The sequence below is a fragment of the Lichenicoccus sp. genome (assembly GCF_965277665.1).
Lineage (GTDB): Bacteria > Pseudomonadota > Alphaproteobacteria > Acetobacterales > Acetobacteraceae > Lichenicoccus.
The window spans coordinates 2,176,442-2,193,915 of sequence record NZ_OZ255835.1; the positions used below are offsets into that span (position 1 = coordinate 2,176,442).

Annotated in this window: 18 protein-coding genes and 1 pseudogene; 10 read left to right on the forward strand and 9 right to left on the reverse strand. The window is 67.2% G+C overall.

Going from position 1 to position 17,474, the window contains the following annotated elements:
• Positions 1–38: 38 nt before the first annotated feature.
• The gene (locus ACQY4O_RS09950) at positions 39–1,226 is read left to right on the forward strand and encodes an MFS transporter (protein ID WP_428376200.1); all 1,188 of its coding nucleotides are present in this window, start codon (positions 39–41) and stop codon (positions 1,224–1,226) included.
• Positions 1,227–1,255: 29 nt separating this feature from the next.
• Positions 1,256–2,017, forward strand: coding sequence for an SDR family oxidoreductase (locus tag ACQY4O_RS09955; protein WP_428376202.1), 762 nt, complete (start codon positions 1,256–1,258; stop codon positions 2,015–2,017).
• 93 nt (positions 2,018–2,110) lie between these two features.
• On the opposite strand, the gene ACQY4O_RS09960 is transcribed toward ACQY4O_RS09955, so the two are convergent.
• Positions 2,111–2,575 (reverse strand): hypothetical protein, encoded by a 465-nt coding sequence (locus ACQY4O_RS09960; protein WP_428376204.1) that lies wholly within the window; start codon positions 2,573–2,575, stop codon positions 2,111–2,113.
• Positions 2,576–2,673: 98 nt separating this feature from the next.
• Here ACQY4O_RS09960 and ACQY4O_RS09965 point away from each other — a divergent pair, with 98 nt between their 5' ends.
• The gene (locus ACQY4O_RS09965; RefSeq protein WP_428376206.1) at positions 2,674–3,366 is read left to right on the forward strand and encodes a phosphatidylserine decarboxylase; all 693 of its coding nucleotides are present in this window, start codon (positions 2,674–2,676) and stop codon (positions 3,364–3,366) included.
• 126 nt (positions 3,367–3,492) lie between these two features.
• Entirely contained in the window at positions 3,493–4,368 is an 876-nt protein-coding gene (locus tag ACQY4O_RS09970) for a CDP-alcohol phosphatidyltransferase family protein (RefSeq protein ID WP_428378161.1), read from the forward strand.
• 33 nt (positions 4,369–4,401) lie between these two features.
• Here the strand turns inward: ACQY4O_RS09970 and ACQY4O_RS09975 are convergent, their stop codons facing one another.
• The 6 genes from ACQY4O_RS09975 to ACQY4O_RS10000 all read right to left on the reverse strand — a co-directional run bounded on the left by ACQY4O_RS09975 (position 4,402) and on the right by ACQY4O_RS10000 (position 9,647).
• Positions 4,402–5,559 (reverse strand): MFS transporter, encoded by a 1,158-nt coding sequence (locus ACQY4O_RS09975; RefSeq protein ID WP_428376208.1) that lies wholly within the window; start codon positions 5,557–5,559, stop codon positions 4,402–4,404.
• 17 nt (positions 5,560–5,576) lie between these two features.
• Positions 5,577–6,272: a DUF1223 domain-containing protein gene (locus tag ACQY4O_RS09980; protein ID WP_428376210.1), complete on the reverse strand. Its 696-nt coding sequence runs from the start codon at positions 6,270–6,272 to the stop codon at positions 5,577–5,579.
• A 72-nt stretch (positions 6,273–6,344) separates the two neighbouring features.
• The gene (locus tag ACQY4O_RS09985; protein ID WP_428376211.1) at positions 6,345–7,190 is read right to left on the reverse strand and encodes an aldo/keto reductase; all 846 of its coding nucleotides are present in this window, start codon (positions 7,188–7,190) and stop codon (positions 6,345–6,347) included.
• The gene (locus ACQY4O_RS09990; RefSeq protein ID WP_428376213.1) at positions 7,187–7,393 is read right to left on the reverse strand and encodes a hypothetical protein; all 207 of its coding nucleotides are present in this window, start codon (positions 7,391–7,393) and stop codon (positions 7,187–7,189) included. The genes ACQY4O_RS09985 and ACQY4O_RS09990 overlap by 4 nt, the downstream gene beginning before the upstream one ends.
• 94 nt (positions 7,394–7,487) lie before the next feature.
• Positions 7,488–8,030, reverse strand: coding sequence for a carbonic anhydrase (locus ACQY4O_RS09995; protein WP_428376215.1), 543 nt, complete (start codon positions 8,028–8,030; stop codon positions 7,488–7,490).
• Between the two features lie 225 nt (positions 8,031–8,255).
• Entirely contained in the window at positions 8,256–9,647 is a 1,392-nt protein-coding gene (locus tag ACQY4O_RS10000; protein ID WP_428376217.1) for an FAD-dependent oxidoreductase, read from the reverse strand.
• Between the two features lie 117 nt (positions 9,648–9,764).
• Here ACQY4O_RS10000 and ACQY4O_RS10005 point away from each other — a divergent pair, with 117 nt between their 5' ends.
• The 3 genes and pseudogenes from ACQY4O_RS10005 to ACQY4O_RS10015 all read left to right on the forward strand — a co-directional run.
• Positions 9,765–10,232, forward strand: coding sequence for a MarR family winged helix-turn-helix transcriptional regulator (locus ACQY4O_RS10005; protein WP_428376219.1), 468 nt, complete (start codon positions 9,765–9,767; stop codon positions 10,230–10,232).
• A gap of 627 nt (positions 10,233–10,859) precedes the next feature.
• The gene (locus tag ACQY4O_RS10010; protein ID WP_428376221.1) at positions 10,860–11,729 is read left to right on the forward strand and encodes an alpha/beta fold hydrolase; all 870 of its coding nucleotides are present in this window, start codon (positions 10,860–10,862) and stop codon (positions 11,727–11,729) included.
• A 752-nt stretch (positions 11,730–12,481) separates the two neighbouring features.
• Positions 12,482–12,863: pseudogene (locus ACQY4O_RS10015) on the forward strand (IS630 family transposase); the annotation flags it as partial.
• On the opposite strand, the gene ACQY4O_RS10020 reads toward ACQY4O_RS10015, so the two are convergent.
• Positions 12,860–13,321 (reverse strand): DNA polymerase III subunit chi, encoded by a 462-nt coding sequence (locus tag ACQY4O_RS10020; RefSeq protein ID WP_428378162.1) that lies wholly within the window; start codon positions 13,319–13,321, stop codon positions 12,860–12,862. The pseudogene ACQY4O_RS10015 and the gene ACQY4O_RS10020 overlap by 4 nt on opposite strands.
• 5 nt (positions 13,322–13,326) lie before the next feature.
• The gene (locus ACQY4O_RS10025) at positions 13,327–14,829 is read right to left on the reverse strand and encodes a leucyl aminopeptidase (RefSeq protein ID WP_428376222.1); all 1,503 of its coding nucleotides are present in this window, start codon (positions 14,827–14,829) and stop codon (positions 13,327–13,329) included.
• A gap of 120 nt (positions 14,830–14,949) precedes the next feature.
• On the opposite strand from ACQY4O_RS10025, the gene cysQ reads away from it, so the two are divergent.
• The 3 genes from cysQ (at position 14,950) to ACQY4O_RS10040 (ending at position 17,379) form a co-directional block, all read left to right on the forward strand.
• The gene (cysQ, locus tag ACQY4O_RS10030) at positions 14,950–15,720 is read left to right on the forward strand and encodes a 3'(2'),5'-bisphosphate nucleotidase CysQ (protein WP_428376224.1); all 771 of its coding nucleotides are present in this window, start codon (positions 14,950–14,952) and stop codon (positions 15,718–15,720) included.
• Between the two features lie 97 nt (positions 15,721–15,817).
• Positions 15,818–16,825, forward strand: a complete 1,008-nt coding sequence (locus ACQY4O_RS10035) for an L-threonylcarbamoyladenylate synthase (protein WP_428376226.1) — start codon at positions 15,818–15,820, stop codon at positions 16,823–16,825.
• Complete coding sequence (locus ACQY4O_RS10040; RefSeq protein ID WP_428376227.1) at positions 16,822–17,379, forward strand: hypothetical protein; 558 nt, start codon at positions 16,822–16,824, stop codon at positions 17,377–17,379. Before ACQY4O_RS10035 ends, ACQY4O_RS10040 begins: the two co-directional genes overlap by 4 nt.
• The last annotated feature ends 95 nt before the right edge of the window (positions 17,380–17,474 follow it).

A 17,474-nucleotide genomic window follows, 5' to 3' on the forward strand; every position in this document is an offset into this window, starting at 1 on the left:
ATCGCGCCATGGCAATTTCGACCGTCCTGCACGCGACGGTGGGCGACTCAAGCCCAACGGCTGCGACCAAATCGCGCAGCCTGCTGGCCGCTTGCCTCACCCACGCGCTGCATGACGGCTACACCGACGGTCTGTATGCCTTCATGCCGGTATGGCAGGTGCAGTTCGGCCTTTCCTATGCGGCGCTGGCTGTCGTTCGCGCCCTCTATTCCGCGACGATGGGCGGCCTGCAAATCCCGGCCGACCAGGCCCTTCGCGCCGTGTCGCCGCGGGCGGCGCTGATCTTGTCGACCGGGGTCGCGTCGACGGGCTTGCTGATCATGGCGCTGCCGTTCGGCTTTGCCGGTCTCTGCGTCGGCCTCGTCGTGGCCGGCATCGGATCGAGCATCCAGCACCCACGTGGCTCGATGCTCGTCACCGACAGCTACGGCGCGGCGTCGCGACGTCCACTCGGCATCTACAACTTTTCCGGCGATCTCGGGAAAGCCGTGCTGCCGGCGCTGGTCGCGGTGCTGCTGCCGATCCTCGCCTGGCGACCGGTGCTGGGCCTGATGGCGGTGCTGGGAAGCGCTCTGGCGGTCGCCCTGGTGTCACTGGCACCGGCGGCGCGCGTCATCAGGAATGCCCCGGCGGCGGCGGCGGCTGGCCGTGGCCGCGACGGCTTTCGCATCCTGACCACGATCGGCGCGCTCGATACGGCGACCCGCATGGGTTATCTGCTGTTCCTGCCCTTCCTCATCCATGGACGGGGCGGGGGCTCGCCCTCGGTCGGACTCGCCCTCGCCCTGCTGTTCATCGGTGGCGCTCTCGGCAAGGCGACGTGCGGCTGGCTCGGGGAGCGGCTGGGTGTCGTGGGCAGCGTCATGGTGACCGAGGCCGCAACGGCTTTGCTGATCGCGGCGACCTTGTTCACGCCGCTGACGCCAACGCTCATCCTGCTGCCGCTACTCGGTATCGTGCTCAACGGCACGTCTTCGGTGCTCTACGGCACCGTGCCGGAGCTTTGCGATGGCGATACCGGCCGGGCCTTCGCGGTCTTCTATACGAGCGTGATCGGCTCTGGAGGACTCGCGCCGATCCTCTACGGCGCGATAGCCGATCACAGCAACCAGACCATCGGCGTGCTGGCCTCGGCGGCAACCGCCGTGCTGATCGCGCCGCTTGTACTGGCGCTCAGGCCCCATCTGCGCGGCCCCACCGTGGGATCGTGCAAGAGGTCCGTTTGATCCCAGCCTCCCGCATGAAGGTTCGCCAAATGAACACCGTCCCGCAGGCACCGCTCATTTTGATAACGGGCGGAGGTCGTGGCGTAGGCGCTGCGACTGCGCGGCTGGCTGCCGCACAAGGTTACGATGTCGCGATAAGCTTCGTCTCCAACACGTCTGCCGCCCTCGCGGTGGCGGCTGATGTGGAAGCTGTTGGGCGCCGAGCCTTGCCCGTGCGCGCGGATAGCGCGGATCCTGGGCAGGTCGCTCAGCTATTCGCCGCGATCGACCGGACCTTCGGCCGGATCGACGTGCTGGTAAACAACGCCGCGATACTGGCGCCGCAGTCCCGGCTGGAGGATCTCGACTTCGAGCGTGTGCGGCGTATTTTCGCGGTCAACGCGATCGGCCCTATCCTGTGTGCACAGCAGGCGGTGAAGCGCATGTCGTATCGTCACAGCAAGCGCGGCGGCGCCGTGATCAACATCTCATCGGCATCCGCCCGGCTCGGCAGTCCGAACGAATATGTCGACTACGCAGCGTCGAAGGGTGCCGTTGAGACCTTCACGACCGGCTTCGCCAGGGAAGTCGCGCGGGATGGAATACGCGTCAACTGCGTTCGCCCCGGGCACATCTACACTGAGATGCATGCCAGCGGCGGAGAGCCGGGACGGGTGGATCGCGTCAAAGACTCGATCCCGATGGGAAGAGGCGGTCAACCTGAAGAGGTTGCACGGGCGATCCTATGGCTGGCGAGCGCCGAGGCTTCCTTCATCACCGGCACGTTCCTCGATGTCACTGGCGGCAAGTGAGCGACAGCGTGCGGCGCCGGGCGCTTGCCTCGACGCACCGCGCTCAGCATCTGAGCGGTCGACCTCCGCCTGAGCTATCGGACGGTCTCGGAGCTACCGGTCCAGCCCGAGCTCATTCTCGTCGAGCAGGTCCAGGAACGGTGCGACGGCCAGGCAGAACTCCACCGTCGGCACCAGCAGGTCCGTGATCAGGGCCGGCATCGGGACCTCCTGCTCGGTATGGATGTACAGGGTGTGGTCGCAGGCCAGGGTCACGGTCCAGCCGGACGGCAGCAGTGGCGGCAGCTGCGCCGCCAGGGACAGCGCCTCGGGTCGGGCGGCGGCCGAGTGCGCGCTGCTGGGAATCCGGCCGACCTGCGCGCGCAAGGCGATCCTCCCGGAGCCGGAAGACAGCTCCCAAAGCGTCGTCGAGATCGCGCGCCCGCGCCAGCGGCACGCCATCACCGGCTTCGCATCGGGCGGGTTCGGCCGCAGCCTGCCGTAGGCATCGAAGCCGAAGAAGCCGAGATCCCCCATCAGGGACGCCAACAGGTCGCCGCACTCCGAAGTCTCGCTCATGGCCTGTATCGCTCTCCCAGGGCCTGATCCAACCGATCATGCTCACCCGCTGCGCACAGCTTGACCGTAATTGGTGAACCCCCCATGAACGGGCGCGCATGTCATCGATCATCAAGTCACTCAAACTCGTCCTCGCGCCGCCGCATCCGGCCGCGCGCCCCTTCCTGGCCGCAGGCTTCGGCGCCGTTCTGGCCGGCTGGCTGCTGCGCCGTGCCAGCGGCTGGTCGGGCTTTCGGCTGCTCAGCCGCGCCGGCCTGCTGTTCGTCGGGTTCTGCCTGTATTTCTTCCGCGATCCCGAGCGCGTCCCGCCGCCCGGCGAAGGCCTCGTGGTGGCGCCCGCCGACGGCCATGTGGTCTCGATCTCGTTCGTCCCGCCGCCGGCCGAACTCGCCATCGGGGACGAGCCGCGCTGGCGTGTCGGCATCTTCCTGTCGGTGCTCGACGTGCATGTGAACCGCATGCCGGTGGCCGCCACCGTGACGCGGATCGCCTACCACGAGGGCCGCTATCTCAATGCCAGCCTCGACAAGGCCAGCGACGAGAACGAGCGCAACGCCATCGGCCTGCGCCTTGCCGACGGCCGCACGATGGCGGTCGTGCAGATCGCCGGCCTGATCGCGCGGCGCATCCTGTGCAGCGTCCGCGAGGGCGACCGGCTTGCCACCGGCGAGCGCTTCGGCATCATCCGCTTCGGCAGCCGCACCGACCTCTATCTGCCGCCGGACGTGGCCCCCCTGGTCAGCACCGGCCAGACCATGATCGGCGGCGAGACGGTAGTTGCCCATCTCTGATCCGCGGCCGCCCCAGGGCGCGCAGGCACCCAGCGCGCAGGCACCCAGCGCGCAGGCACCCAGCGCGCACCCAGCGCGCAGGCACCCAGCGCGCAGGCACCCAGCGCGCAGGCACCGGGGCGGCGGCTGAAGCGGCTGCGCCGGCTTGGCCGCCGCGCCCGGCCGCGCTTCAGGGGGCAGTCCTTCAACCGCCTGATCCCGAACCTGCTGACCCTGGTCGGGCTCTGCGCCGGGCTGACCTCGATGCGGCTCGGACTGGACGGGCATTTCGGCCGCGCCGTGGTGGCGCTGTTGTTCGCGGCCGGCATCGACGGACTCGACGGCCGGATCGCCCGCCTGCTGCGCGCCACCAGTCCGTTCGGCGCCGAGTTCGACAGCCTGTCGGACTTCCTGTGCTTCGGCGTGGCGCCGCCGTTCATTTTGTACATGTGGTCGCTGCATAATGGCGGCCGCTACGGCTTCCTGCCCTGCATCCTGTTCTCGGTCTGCATGGCGCTGCGCCTCGCGCGCTTCAACGCGGCGATCGAGGGACCTTCCGAGACGCCCACCTACGCCTATAATTTCTTCACCGGCGTGCCGGCACCGGCCGGTGCCGGTCTCGCCCTGTTCCCTTTGTTCGTCGGCCTCGAAGCCCGCAAGACCGACTGGCTCTGGCTCTACACCACGGTCAACCACCCCGCCTTCGTGGCGGTGATGCTGACCGGGATTGCGTTCCTGCTGGTCTCCACCCTGCCGGTCTGGTCGTTCAAGAACTTCAAGGTGCCGGCCGAATTCGTCCTGCCGCTGCTGCTCGGGACCTGCGGGTTCGCCGCCGTCCTGGTCGCCGACCCCTGGGCGGCGCTGGCCGGCGCCGGACTGATCTACCTGGTCATGCTGCCGTTCAGCCGGCGCAGCTTCCACCGGCTGAAGGCCGATGCCGAGGCCCTGCAGGAGGAGGTCCCGGACGAGGACCCTGCCGGAGAGCCGATATCGGCAGGAAGGCCAGTGGCGTTGCCCCCTTGATCCGCTCAGCGGCTCAAGCCCATCAAGGGCTCGCTAGATTGCCAAGGTCGGCGCGGGCGATCGTTGGCTGCCCATCGAGTTCAGCGCAAGCATCGAGGCCAGCACCATGGCGATGAACGTGAACAGCAGCTTCGTGCCGAGCTGCAGGAACTGCGACCCGGCCAGCGGCCCGGCGATGGTGCCGAGTCCGAACAGCAGCACCAGTTCGCCGGCGACGTGCGAGGACGGCCGCTCGGGGCAGGCGCGGTTCACGATGCCGACGCACAACCCGTAGAGCGGGTACTGCACGAAGCCGAACGCGCCCAGCAGCAGGATCAGCAGCGGCGGGGACGGCGTCAGCAGGACGATCGGCGCGCAGAGCAGCAGGCCAAGCAGGATCACGCCGCTCAGCAGCACCCGGCGATCAAGCCGTTCCGCCAGCGCCGCCAGCGGCAGATAGGCGAGCGCGCCGCCCACCGAGTTGGCGGCCAGCATCAAGGTGGTGTCGTGCATGGTCAGGCCGGACATCATGCCGAACACCGGGCCGAGCCCGCCGATGGCGCCGGTGATGATGCCGACACCGACGCAGCCGAGCGCGCCGACCGGCGAGCCGCGGATCAGCGATCCCAGGCGTGGCCGGAACGGTGGCGGCGCAGGTGGGCTCGGGATGCCGCCGAGGGCGATCGGCACGATGGCGAGCGCGGTCGCGGCGACCGCGACCGCGAACGGCGCCGGACCGGTCGCACGGATGAAGTTCAGGCTCAAGGTGCCGCCGAGCGACGCCAGCAGGTTCACGATCATGTAGCCGGCAAAGGCGATCCCGGCGCCGGCCCGCTCGACCAGCCAGCCTTCGACAATCGCAGACAGGCCGCCATAGCAGAAACCGGTGACGACACGCAGAGCGATCCAGGCGCGATCGGTGGGGAGCGCGAACAGCAGGGCAGCGGCGGCGGCCGACAGCAGAGCCAGGGCGATGAAGGCGCCAGCGTAGCCGAGCCGGGCCAGCACCTGGCCGATGCACAGGCAGGCCAGCACGAAGCCGGCCGACCATCCGGCCGAGAACAGGCCGATGGCGATCATGCTCGACCCGCGGGCATGGCCGAGCATCGGCAGCAGGATGCCCTGCAGGTTGGTTCCGAACACCAGGAACAGGACGGCCAGCAGCAGGGCCGCCACCGGGCGCAGACCACCACGGGCCGCGTTGCCGCTCACGCCTGCGGCCGGCGCGGTCACTCGCGGGCGGCGGCCAGGATCGGACCGCCCAGACCGGCCTGCACCAGCACCGCCGACCGCAGGCCTGGACGGCTCGCCGGCGGCAGCCGGAAGCGGCCGGGCTGCCCGTCGGTGACGCCGAGCAGCACCAGTTCGCGCACCACGTTGCGGTGCGGCAGGGTCAGGCCGCCATTCTCGCCACGCGCGATCGGCACCTGCACCAGGGCGGGATCGTAGCGGACCAGCAGCACCCTTGCCCCCGGAGCCGCCGAGACGGTGACCGCCGATCCTGCCAGGGCAATCGAGGGCCCTTCATTGCCGCGATCGGCCCGGCTGATCAGCCGGTCCAGTTCATCGCGCCGGTTGCCCACCACGTCCGCCTGGCCGTTCACCACGATCTCTGGGGTGAAGACCTGGTCGCGGTGGAACGCCCGGGCATAGTCGCGCTGGCGCTCGGTGAATTCCGGCTTGCCGAAGGTGTCGGTCCAGCCGAGATGATCCCAGTAGGTGACCTGCCAGGAGAGCGCCAGCACGTCCGGCCGGCTCGCCAGCGCCAGCAGGTTGGCATTGGCAGGTGGGCAGGACGAGCATCCCTGGCTCTGGAACAGCTCGACCACCGTGGGATGGGCGACGTCGGCGGCCAGCGCCCGGGGCGGACCGGCCAGGGCAAGCAGGATCACGAGGCAGCCACGCGGACCCGATCGCGACGTCATTCGTTGCTCCTGTGCCTGGAGCCGTCGCAGCGGCGGCCCGCACCGGATCATGCGTCCGGCGGACGTCCCAGGTTACAGCATCGCGAGCGGCTGCTTGCGCCGCGGTGGCGTGAAGGCCGCGTCGAGCTCGGCCAGATCCTCGGGGGCTAGCGTCAAGGCGGCCGCGGCGGCATTCTCGCGCACATGCGCCTCGGTGGCGGCCTTGGGGATGCTGATCACGCCGCGATGGCGGATGGTCCAGGCCAGCGCGACCTGGGCCGCGCTGCAACCATGCCGGGCGCCCACCGCGTTGAGCACCGGATGGCGGAGCAGCGGGCCGCCCTGGCCCACCGGCGAGTAGGCCATCAGCCTGACATTCTGCTCGACGCCATACTGGATCATGTCGTGCTCGATGCCGCGATGCTCGAGATTGTACAGCACCTGGTTCACCAGGCAGCCGCCCGGGCGGGCGCGGCCGACAAACTCGGCCATGTCGTCGACATCGAAGTTCGACACCCCCCACTGCAGGATCAGTCCCTCGCGCCGCAGGATCTCGAAGGCGTCGATGGTCTCGCCGAGGGCAATTCCGCCGCGCCAGTGCAGCAGGTAGAGGTCGAGCCGGTCGGTTCCCAGCCGCTTGAGGCTGTCGCGGCAGGCGCGGGCGACGCCGGGGCGGCTCGCGTTGGACGGCAGCACCTTGCTGACCAGGAACACCTCGTCGCGGCGGCCAACGATGGCCTCTCCCACCAGGCGCTCGGACGCGCCGTCGCCATACATCTCGGCGGTGTCGATCAGGGTCATGCCGAGATCGAGCCCGAGACGCAGCGCCTTCAGCTCGGTGGCGTGCGCCGCGCGGCTGTCGCCCATGTTCCAGGTGCCCTGACCGAGCACCGGAACCTCGACGCCGCAGGACAGCCGCGCCTGCCGGATGCCGCTCATGGCTTGGGCGGGCTCTGTCCCGCCGCGGACTCGCTCCGCTCGCGGTCGCTGGTCGGATGTGCGGTGGAGCTGCCCTGCCCAATGTCGTCCGGCACGCCATTGGTCATGCCGGGACGGTTGGTCTCCTCTTGGCCGCCCGGCTCTTCTGGCGGCTGCTGGCGATCGGTATCAGGACCTTCGGGCTTCGACGCTTTGTCGCTCATGCGGGCGCTCTCCGTTCAGTGTCCTCAACCAGCCGATGCAACACCGGTTGCGCAGCGAGCTGGACTTGTTGGTCGGTTTGAGCGACCTCCAGCCCTAATCGTCAGACCGCAGTAGCGTCTCGGGAACAACGACTTCTACTCGTCCCGTTGCGACATCGTATACAATGCCGCTGACGGCGAGGCCGCCGGGCAGGTTCGGGTTCGCTTTCAGCGCGGCAACATCGAGAGCGACCGCCGCATGAGGGTTATTGATCGCAGCCTCATCAAGCTCAGCGACCGATATACCGAGCTGCTTGGCGAGGAGGGCCGGCGCGTGGTGATGACAATCGATGATGCCACAGTCGGTATGGTGCAACACAACGAGGTGCCACCCAAGCCCCACATCGCTCCCACGGGCTTTCACCACCGAGCGGAGCAGTCCCATCGTTAGAAGTACCGAAGGGTCGACGCGACCTCCAACGTTCCGAATTACCGCTGCTTCGCCTGGTGCAAGGTCGAAGATCTCGGCGGGATCTACGCGAGGATCAACGCATCCGAGAATCATGGTCTTCTTTGAGGGCATAATTCTCAGGTCTTCAAAGGCGTGACCTTCAGCGAAACTCCGGTTTCGGTTTGTCAGGCTCTCTATGACGTTCATTGATTTCTCATGCGGGTTAGAGGAAAGACCGCGAAGCAGCTGACAAGGCAAAACATCAAGGGTGACAGCAACTTGGGCTTTTCTTAGGGCATTGCTTCGCCCGATGCGCGACGATGTAGCCTCCAGGCGATCGCGGCAGTGCTGCAGGCGTCTAGATCCTATAAAGTTCGGGCGCGGCAACAATTCGAAACATCAACACTGCGCCACGGAACCTTGGCCTCCGCTTTATCCGATGACAGGAACTCGCGTCATAAGGGAGCCAAGACCTTCCGCCATCGTGGGATGCGCGAGGAGTGCGTCGCGCAGTCCCGTGTACGGCATCTGCGCCAGCATCGCAGTCTGTACGACTGCGACCACTTCTCCCGCGTCTGGACCGACCATAGAAAAGCCGATGATCTGGTCGCTGTGCGCCGAGACGAGTACCTTGGCAAAGCCAGTGGTCTCGCCGATGGTCCGCGTCCTGAGGATCGCTTCCATCGGGATGCGGGCCACCCGAACGTCGATGCCTTGCCGCCGCGCGTCTGTCTCGTTTAAGCCCACTCGGCCAAGCGGGGGATCCGTGAACATACAGTACGGCACGAGCCGCCCCTTCGTGCTGCGTGACCCCCCTGCGAGCCGATCGCGAACCACCCGGAAGTCGTCGAACGCCACGTGTGTGAAGGCAGGACTCCCCGCGCATTCACCCACTGCCCATGTCTCGGTCGCGGTCGTGGCAAGATGTTCGTCCACCCGGATATACCCGTTCGCCTCGAGCTCCACACCAGCGAGGTCAAGCCCGATGCCACTGGTGTTTGGTCGTCGGCCGGCGGCCACAAGGATATGGCTACCGGCTATGGAGCGCATTCCCGTTGGGGTCTGTATCGTGAGCTCTACGGTTTGACCGGATGTCCCGTCGACGTTGAGGACGGTCGACGACAGGAGGACCTCGAGCCCCTCCTCCTCCAGGACCTGCTGGATCTGCTCCGCGATGTCGGGGTCTTCGCGTCCAGCAAGCTGCGGACCGTGCTCAACGATCGTCACACGACTGCCGAACCGGCCGAATGCCTGTGCAAGCTCCAGGCCCACATAGCCTCCGCCCAGCACAATCAAGTGCTGCGGCAGCGCATCCAGCTCAAGGATCTCCAGATTTGTAAGCGGAGTGGATTCAGCCAATCCTGGCACGCTTGGCAATGCGGCCCGGCTACCGACACTGAGGATAAGCTGGTCACAGGTGAGGCGGCTCGAGCCGCCCTCGTTGAGCGAGACATCGAGCGTGCGCGGCGCCACGAAGCGGCCCTCCCCCATAATCAGCACAGCGCCACTCTCCCTGAAATTCTCCAGGTGCATGGCGACGAGCCCATCGACCATGTCGCGCTTCCGCTTCAGGACCTGCGCCATGTCGACGGACACTCCGCCCGTCATCGTGCCGAACTCTCTACCATTCCTGGCGAGGAAGGCGACCTTGGCGCTCCAGATCTCGTTCTTGGTTGGAAGGCAGTTTGTATTAGGGCACGAACCGCCGATCAGGCGCCGCTCGACCACAGCCGTCCGGCGACCGCTCCGCGCGAGGTGCCAAGCGATGTACTTGCCGCCCTCGCCACTTCCAAGCACAACCGCATCGTAATGTCGGCTACTCATGATACCTCCTGCTCGTCTTTAAAAAGCCGTTCGATGGGGCGCCTTAACGAAGGACAGCAGAGCCGTGGGCATTTTGTAGAATGAGAGTAGGATGTATATGCAACACCTAGCGGATCAATGAAGCCGGGGAAAGAGCCAACGGCGGCCCGTGAGGTGATACTGGACATGGCAAGCAGTTGCCTTCTCGCGCGAAGCCGTCTCATCGCCCGCGTCATCAGCAGTATCCACGATCAGGAGCTCAGGCCGTTCGGCGTGAATTCCTCTCAGTTCTCCCTGCTCATCGTCATGCATAAGCTGGGTCCATCGTCGCGCGCTGATGTTGCTCGATACTATCATCAGGACCGGTCGACCCTTACCCGAAATCTCAAGATCATGATCAAGGAGGGCTGGATCGAAGAGGATCGAGCAGCCATTAAGGGACGCGCCCGACCCTTACTGTTGTCAGCGACCGGGATCGACCTCCTCCTTCGTGTTAAACCGGCATGGGAGAGGGGGCAGCGGCAGGCAAAATCTATACTCGGCACCGGCGGCACAGACATCATCATGGAGGTGGCTGACCGTATATTGGCTTCAGCTATGAAGTGAAGGTGCATTGAGCCGAAACCGTACGTGCACCGCATGGTTGGAGGCCCTGCTTCGGTTAAAGGGCCCGCGGTGAACCATGGCGGTCGCTAGGCTTGAGGAATTATCGTTGAATAGTCCGTAGCCTGTCTTACGAGGAAGCCGCAGCTGGCGCAGCACTCAACCAGATGACTTTTCGGGTTGACATAATGGTGCATATGCACCATGTCAGTGTTCAGCAGAAGCGACCCGACCTCAGAGTGCTCTGCCGCGGGTCGACAGGATGGACTCCCGGTTCGCTGCCTTGCAGGCCGCTAACAACTCGTCACATCTCCGCGCCGTAAAGATTTGTCCTCGTATGAGATCGGCTCTGACCTACTCCACGACGGTTGGCTAAATACAGCCTCGCCTAGCGGTATTATAGCGCAAGGCCGCTGAATAGTGCCATGTTGATGATATCGCTCGCGAACACTGCGCCGCTCTGTGTCAAGGCGTCGGCGTCATGATCCTCTCCGCGGACATTCTGCTTCGCACACCGGGGATGCTGCTGCTGCACGACGGCAGATGTGGACGCAAGGCCAGACTAATAGCGCGCACGATGCAGCCGCGGCCGAGAAGAAGCGTCATCGTAACCTGTTAAAGGGAGCCAGCATGGTTCAGGCGACGGATTATATCGAGCACCGAGTGGTTCGAGAGCAGGGGTATGTGTATGCGCGGGACTACTCCGGCCAGGGGCCGGCCTTCGTCCTTATGCACGGCTTTCCCGATGATCACCGGATCTATGATGACCTGGTTCCGCTGCTTGTCGCGGCAGGCCGCCGTGTTGTCACGTTCGACTTCTTGGGCTTCGGTATGTCTGAGAAACGGTCTGGCGTTGCGTACGGCTTTGCCCAACAACTCGGTGATCTCGAGGCCGTCGTCGACGGTCTCGATCTGGGTCAGATCGTACCAGTCGCACACGATGCGTCCGGAATGGCGGCTGTCAACTACGCCCTCGCACGCCCCGATGGCGTCGCCTCTGTCATCATGCTGAACTCTGCCTACGCAGACGATGATACAGTGATCTGGCCCGAAATGATCACGCTCTTTGCGACAAAGAAAATGCAAGACCTGTCCCTTGCGATCGCACAGAGCCCGGAGCAGTTCGGTTGGCTCTTACACTGGCAGCAAAAGAAGTTCGAGGAGCGACTTTCGGTATCGCAGCGTGAGAAGTTCGGCCGTATTCTTCAGCCTATCATCACCGGAGCTTTCACTGAGCATCCTAGCTCCGGGCCGGCGTTCCTCCAGATTGCCGATCAGTTCTTTGAGGAGCTGCGGAGAAATGCAGGGCATGTCCCAGAGCTGCAGAAGCTCGACGTGCCGTTCAAGCTGATCTGGGGCGAGCGTGACCCCTATCTTACACTTGCGATGGCGGAACGTCGTCTGACGCAGCTGAAACATGGGGCCCTCATTGTTCTCCCTGCGGGCCACTGGCTGCAGCTTGACGAACCGGCGCTCGTCGCGAAATCGATGCTATCGTGAAGCCCGTCTCTCGACTAAACCACGTCAAATCAGCCGCGCCGTGCTTTGGCGCGATCGCCGCTATACTTGCCGGAGGGGCGGTCGTCCTGACCGACCCGGACGTCGGACTCGCAGCCTCGCCCGCGATAAGCTTTCGCGTGCCGACAACGAAGGTCCTTGCTATCGGGAGCTGGACGGACAAGTCGAGCCCGTCGACTTGGCGGCCTCTTGTGCCAAAGGAAATGCGGCAAACTACGGAGCTTTATCTAAACGGCAAGATTGACCAATGGTATGTCAAGCCCGACCAGAGTGGTGTTGTTTTCATCATGAACGTGACAACAGCCTCTGAGGCCCATGAGTTGCTCGAGAGACTCCCCCTTGGTGTTGCGGGCCAGATGCGGTTCCAGCTGATTCCGCTTGGCCCACTCAGCCCTCTGCGCGCTCTACTTGGGTCCCCATCAGGATAATCACCTGCTGCTAGCGGAAAAGCCTCCAGCAAAACATGGTCGATGATAGGGGCCATCACGCTCGCAGCTTCGCTTCGCGGTACGCCAATGATGAGAGCTTAGTCACGGCTTGTCAGGCCAGCCCGCCAAAGCTGGGGCAGTGCGATGTCCTTGAGGGCACTTCAGCTTGTAGCTGGCAATGCTGATGCCCGCATGGGCGGCACCGGCCTGAGCAAGACCGCAGTAAGTCGGTGGTAGGAGCGCTTCATGATCAAGGGGATCGCAGGCCGGTTGCGCGACAAGACGCGGTCGCCGCGTATCGCGCCGCATCAGGAGTTCATCAGCTTTCTCAACGCCATCGACGCAAGTGTCCCATCCTGCAAGCAGACCCACGCCATTGCCAACAACGACGCGACCCATAAGCACCGGGAGGTGCGCAAACGGGCTGGTCGCTTATCCGCGCTGGACATTCCATTTCACGCCGACCTCGGCTTCGTAGCTCGATGCGGTAGAGGGCTTCTTTGCCAAGCTGACCCGGCAGCGCCTCAAGCGCGGTGTCTTCCGCTCTGTTGCAGAACTGCAGGCCGCAATCCGTGGCTTCCGCAAAGACAGCAACCCAGAGCCTCGGCCCTTCCACTGGACCAAGGCACCGGACAAGATCGCAGCCACCGTCAAACGCCGGTGCCAACTCCTGTGTTCTATGCACTAGCCGGCGCGTGTCCAGCCCTTCGTGTCCTGCCGCCAGTAGGCCAGCGTATGACCGGCCGTCTTCAGGCCGGACCAGCGCTGCCGGGCCGTCGCGACGGCCTGCTCGTCGGATCCGTCGAACAGGTCGAACGCCCGCTCGTAGCCGTCGAGCCGGGTCGTCACGCCATCGAGCAGGAAGAGGTAGCTCGCGGCATTCGGCGCCTGGGCCGGGCGATCGGCCTCGGGGGCGGCGGCGATCCAGATCGGCTGCAGCGCCGCGTGGCCGAGCTTCGCCGAGCCGTGCGGCAGCCAGACCGGATCGGGTGCCTTCCACAGCGAGTCGTCGAGCGCCTGGACGCGCGCCTCGTCCCGGCACAGCACCAGCGCGCGTCGCCCGGCCTCCAGCGTGCGGCCGAGCAGGCGCGGCAACGCCTGTTCGGCGCTGCTCCGGGTCAGGTGGTAGAAACCGATCTCGGCCAGCGGCGTCAGCCGCTTTCGGAAGCGCCATCCTCGTATCGGGCCGCCACCAGCCGGTCGAGCAGCCGCACGCCGAAGGCGGTGGCACCCTTCGGGACGCCCGGCGCGTCCTTGCTGCTCCAGGCCATGCCGGCGATGTCGAGATGCGCCCAGGGCCCGGGGCCCACGAAGCGCTTGAGGAACTGCGCGGCGGTGATCGAGCCGCCCGGACGGCCGCCGATATTCTTCATGTCGGCAATGTCGGAGCGGATCAGCTTGTCGTAGCCGTCGCCCATCGGCATCCGCCAGAGCGCCTCGCCGGTGGCGAGCCCCGCCTCGAGCAGCTGCTGCGCCAGCGCCTCGTCGTTGGAGAACAGGCCGGCATGCTCGTGGCCAAGCCCGACGATGATCGCCCCGGTCAGGGTCGCGAGATCCACCATGAAGCGCGGCTTGTACCGTTCCAGCGTGTAGGACAGCATGTCGGCCAGCACCAGCCGGCCCTCGGCATCGGTGTTGAGCACCTCGATGGTCTGGCCGGAATGGCTGGTCACCACGTCGCCCGGCCGCTGCGCGCCGCCCGACAGCATGTTCTCGACCAGCCCGACCACGCCGATCGCATTCACCCGGGCCTGCCTGCCGGCGAGGGCCGCCATCAGCCCGACCACGGTGCCGGCGCCGGCCATGTCCCACTTCATGTCTTCCATGCCGCCGGCCGGCTTGATCGAGATGCCGCCGGAATCGAAGGTCACCCCTTTGCCGATGAAGGCGACCGGGGCCGCGTCCGCAGCGCCGCCGTTCCAGCGCATGATGACGGTGCGGGGCTCCTTGTCGCTGCCCATGGCGACGCCCAGCAGCGCCCCGAAGCCGAGCCGCTGCATCTCGGCCGGTCCGAGCGTCTCGATCTCCAGGCCGAGGTACGCGAGTGCTGCGATCCGCTCGGCGAACACCGGCGGGCTGAGCACGTTGGCCGGCTCGCTGACCAGGTCGCGGGTCAGGGCCACGCCGTGCGCCACCGCCTCGAGCGCCGGCCAGGCGGCGCGCGCCGCGCGTGCGATGTCGGGCTCGCCCGCCAGCACGGTCAGCGTGGCCAGGCGCGGCTTGTCCTCGGCGCTCTCGCGGGTGCGGTAGCGGTCGAAGCGATAGGCCCCGAGCCGCGCGCCGAGCGCCGCATGCGCCGCCTGCTCCCCGGTGAGTGCGTCCACCGCCAGGAACCCGGCGGGAGCGCGGCCCAGGGCGCCGGCCGCGGCACTCCCGGCCGCCTCGAGCGCACGCATGTCGAGATCGGCGCGCTTGCCGAGCCCGACCAGAACGACCCGGGACAATCCGGCGCCCGGGCCGAGCAGGACGCAGGTCTTGCTGCGAGCAAAGGTGAACTCGGCCGCCTGCAGGCCGCGCGTGAGCGCCCCGCCGGTGGCCTCGTCGATCGTCGTGAACAGGGCCGGCCGCGCCGCCTCCTCGGCCACCAGCAGTGCCACCGAGGCACCCTCGGGCACTACCTCCAGCCGGCCTTCGGCAAACGTGATCTCGAGCATGCGGCGCTGTCTCCGGCTGGTCTGGCGTAGTATGGCAAGTGCTGCAGTAGGTATGTGATAGCGGCGCTGATCGCCAGGGCCCCTTTGCCTCGGGAGATAGAGGCCGCTACGTCATCGCGGATGAATGATCCCGATCTGCTCGCCCTTGCCGCCGGCCTCGCGCAACAGGCGGCGGACACCATCATGCAAATCCGCAGCCGTGGCTTCTCGACCGTCACCAAGCCGGACGACAGCCCGGTCACCGAGGCCGACCACGCCGCCGAGACGCTGATCCTGCACGGGCTGCGCGCCGCGGCCAGCATCCCGGTGATCGCCGAGGAGGAGGTGGCGGCCGGGCGGTCGGTGCAGCATGACGGCTGCTTCTGGCTGGTCGATCCGCTGGACGGCACCCGCGAGTTTGCGGCCGGGCGCGACGACTTCACCGTCAATATCGGCCTGGTGCGCGACGGGCATGTGGTGCTTGGCGCAGTGGCGCTGCCGGCGCATGGCGAGCTGTATCTCGGCCTTGCCGGCCCCGATGGCACCGGACGGGCGACCCGGCGCGATGCCGCCGGGGAACACGCCATCCACGTGCGGTCGCCGCCGGCGGACGGCCTCGCGGTGCTGGCGTCGCGGCACTATGCCAACGATGAGCGCCTGCGCACCTGGCTGGGCAGCCAGCGCGTCGCCAGCGTCGGCAATATCGGCTCGGCGGCGAAGTTCGTGCGCGTCGCCGAAGGCCGCGCCGACCTGTATCCGCGGCTCGGCCGGACGATGGAGTGGGACACCGCGGCGCCGCAGGCGGTGGTGGAAGCGGCGGGCGGCAGCGTCTGCCGGTTCGACGGCCAACCGCTGCGCTACGCCAAGCCGGGCTGGGAGAACCCGTTTTTCATCTGCCGGGGCGGCCCCTGAGACCCTATTCCGGCCACAAGGCTGCATCCTGCTATCATCCGGCCGCGATCAGCCGATTCGATCGGTTCGCGAACGGAAGGGATGGCGGGCAGGACGCATGCTGGTAACCGAGAGCCTGGCCGCCGGACCGCAAGGCGTGGCCCGAGCTGCGGCGTTGCTGCAGGCCGGGCGGCTGGTCGCGTTCGGCACCGAGACGGTCTATGGGCTCGGCGCCGATGCCTGCAATCGCGAAGCGGTGCGTGCGCTGTTCGAGGCCAAGCGGCGGCCGGGGCATAATCCGCTGATCGCGCACGTCGCCGACGCCGATGCGGCCTTTGCGCAGGGGGTGCCGAAGGGCTGCGCCCAACTGCTCGCCGCCGCCTTCTGGCCCGGACCGCTGACCCTGGTGCTGCCACGGCGGCCCGACAGCACCGTCTGCGCCGAAGCCACCGCCGGCCTGCCGACGATCGCACTCCGGGTGCCGGCGGCGACGACGGCGCTCGCCTTGCTGCGCGCGGTCGGGCGGCCGGTGGCGGCCCCTTCCGCGAACCGCTCGGGCCGCCTCTCGCCCACCGAGGCGGCCCACGTGCTGGATGGCCTCGCCGGCCGGATCGACGCGGTGCTCGATTGCGGGCCGTGCCCGCTCGGGCTGGAGAGCACGGTGCTGGATCTCGCAGGCGGCCGCCCCCGCCTGCTGCGCGCCGGCGGGGTGCCGATCGAGGCGATCGCCGCGGTACTGGCAGAAGCCGGGCTGCCGGCGCCGGACGGGGACGTGGCCGCACCCGGCGCGCGCCCCGCGTCGCCCGGGATGCTGGCCTCGCACTATGCGCCGCTGCTGCCGCTGCGGCTCGACGCGGGATCGGTCGCATCCGACGAGGCGCTGCTGGCGTTTGGCGCTGCCTTGCCGGGGGCGGCGCTGACCTGGAACCTGAGTGCCGCCGGGGATACCGGCGAGGCGGCCACTCGCCTGTTCGCCGGCCTGCGCGCGCTCGACGACCAGGGCATCCGGCTCGGCCTGCGCGGCATCGCGGCGATGCCGGTGCCGGGAGGCGGCCTGGGTCCGGCGATACGCGACCGGCTGGCCCGCGCCGCGGCGCCGCGCGATGCGCGCCCGGGTCAAGGATGAGCCCGGCGATCGATCCGAAGGAGCTGAAGACGCTCTCGGACATCCTCGCTCTGGTGCTGGAAGACCAGCCGGGGCAGTCCGCGAACGCGCTGGAGGCGATCCGCGCGCGGGCGCGCAAGAACGCGGTCACCGGCGGCGCGCTCAAGAACCTGTTCGTCGCCATCGCGCCCAACCCGCCGGCCCCCAACCCCTCGACACAACGCGCGCCGCGCAGCCGGTCCGCCAAGACCGCCGCCGGGCCGGCCGAGATGCAGGCGGCGCGCACGCGTATCTCGCAGCTCACCGCCGACCTGAACCGCCTGGACCTCGAACTGCGCGAAGCCGGCTCGCGCAACGAGTCCATGCGCGCGGAACTCAACCTGACCAGGCGGGCCCGCGCCGAGGCGCAGCAGGCGATGCTGCAGGCACACGCCGAAAGCAGCCGGCCGCGCGTGCTGCTGCTGGTGCTGACGCTGATCTGCGGCATCCTGGTCGGCATCGCCGGCAGCGCCGTGGTGGGCGACCTGATGCCGGCGCGCGGCACCGACAGCTCACCGCTGCAGCAGTCGCCTTAGACCGTTTGATAATGCTACTATGCCGGCGATCTGACGCGCCTTCCTGCGCTTCCGGTGCTCATGGCCCAACGGCCACTCCGCTCCGGTTCTCGAAA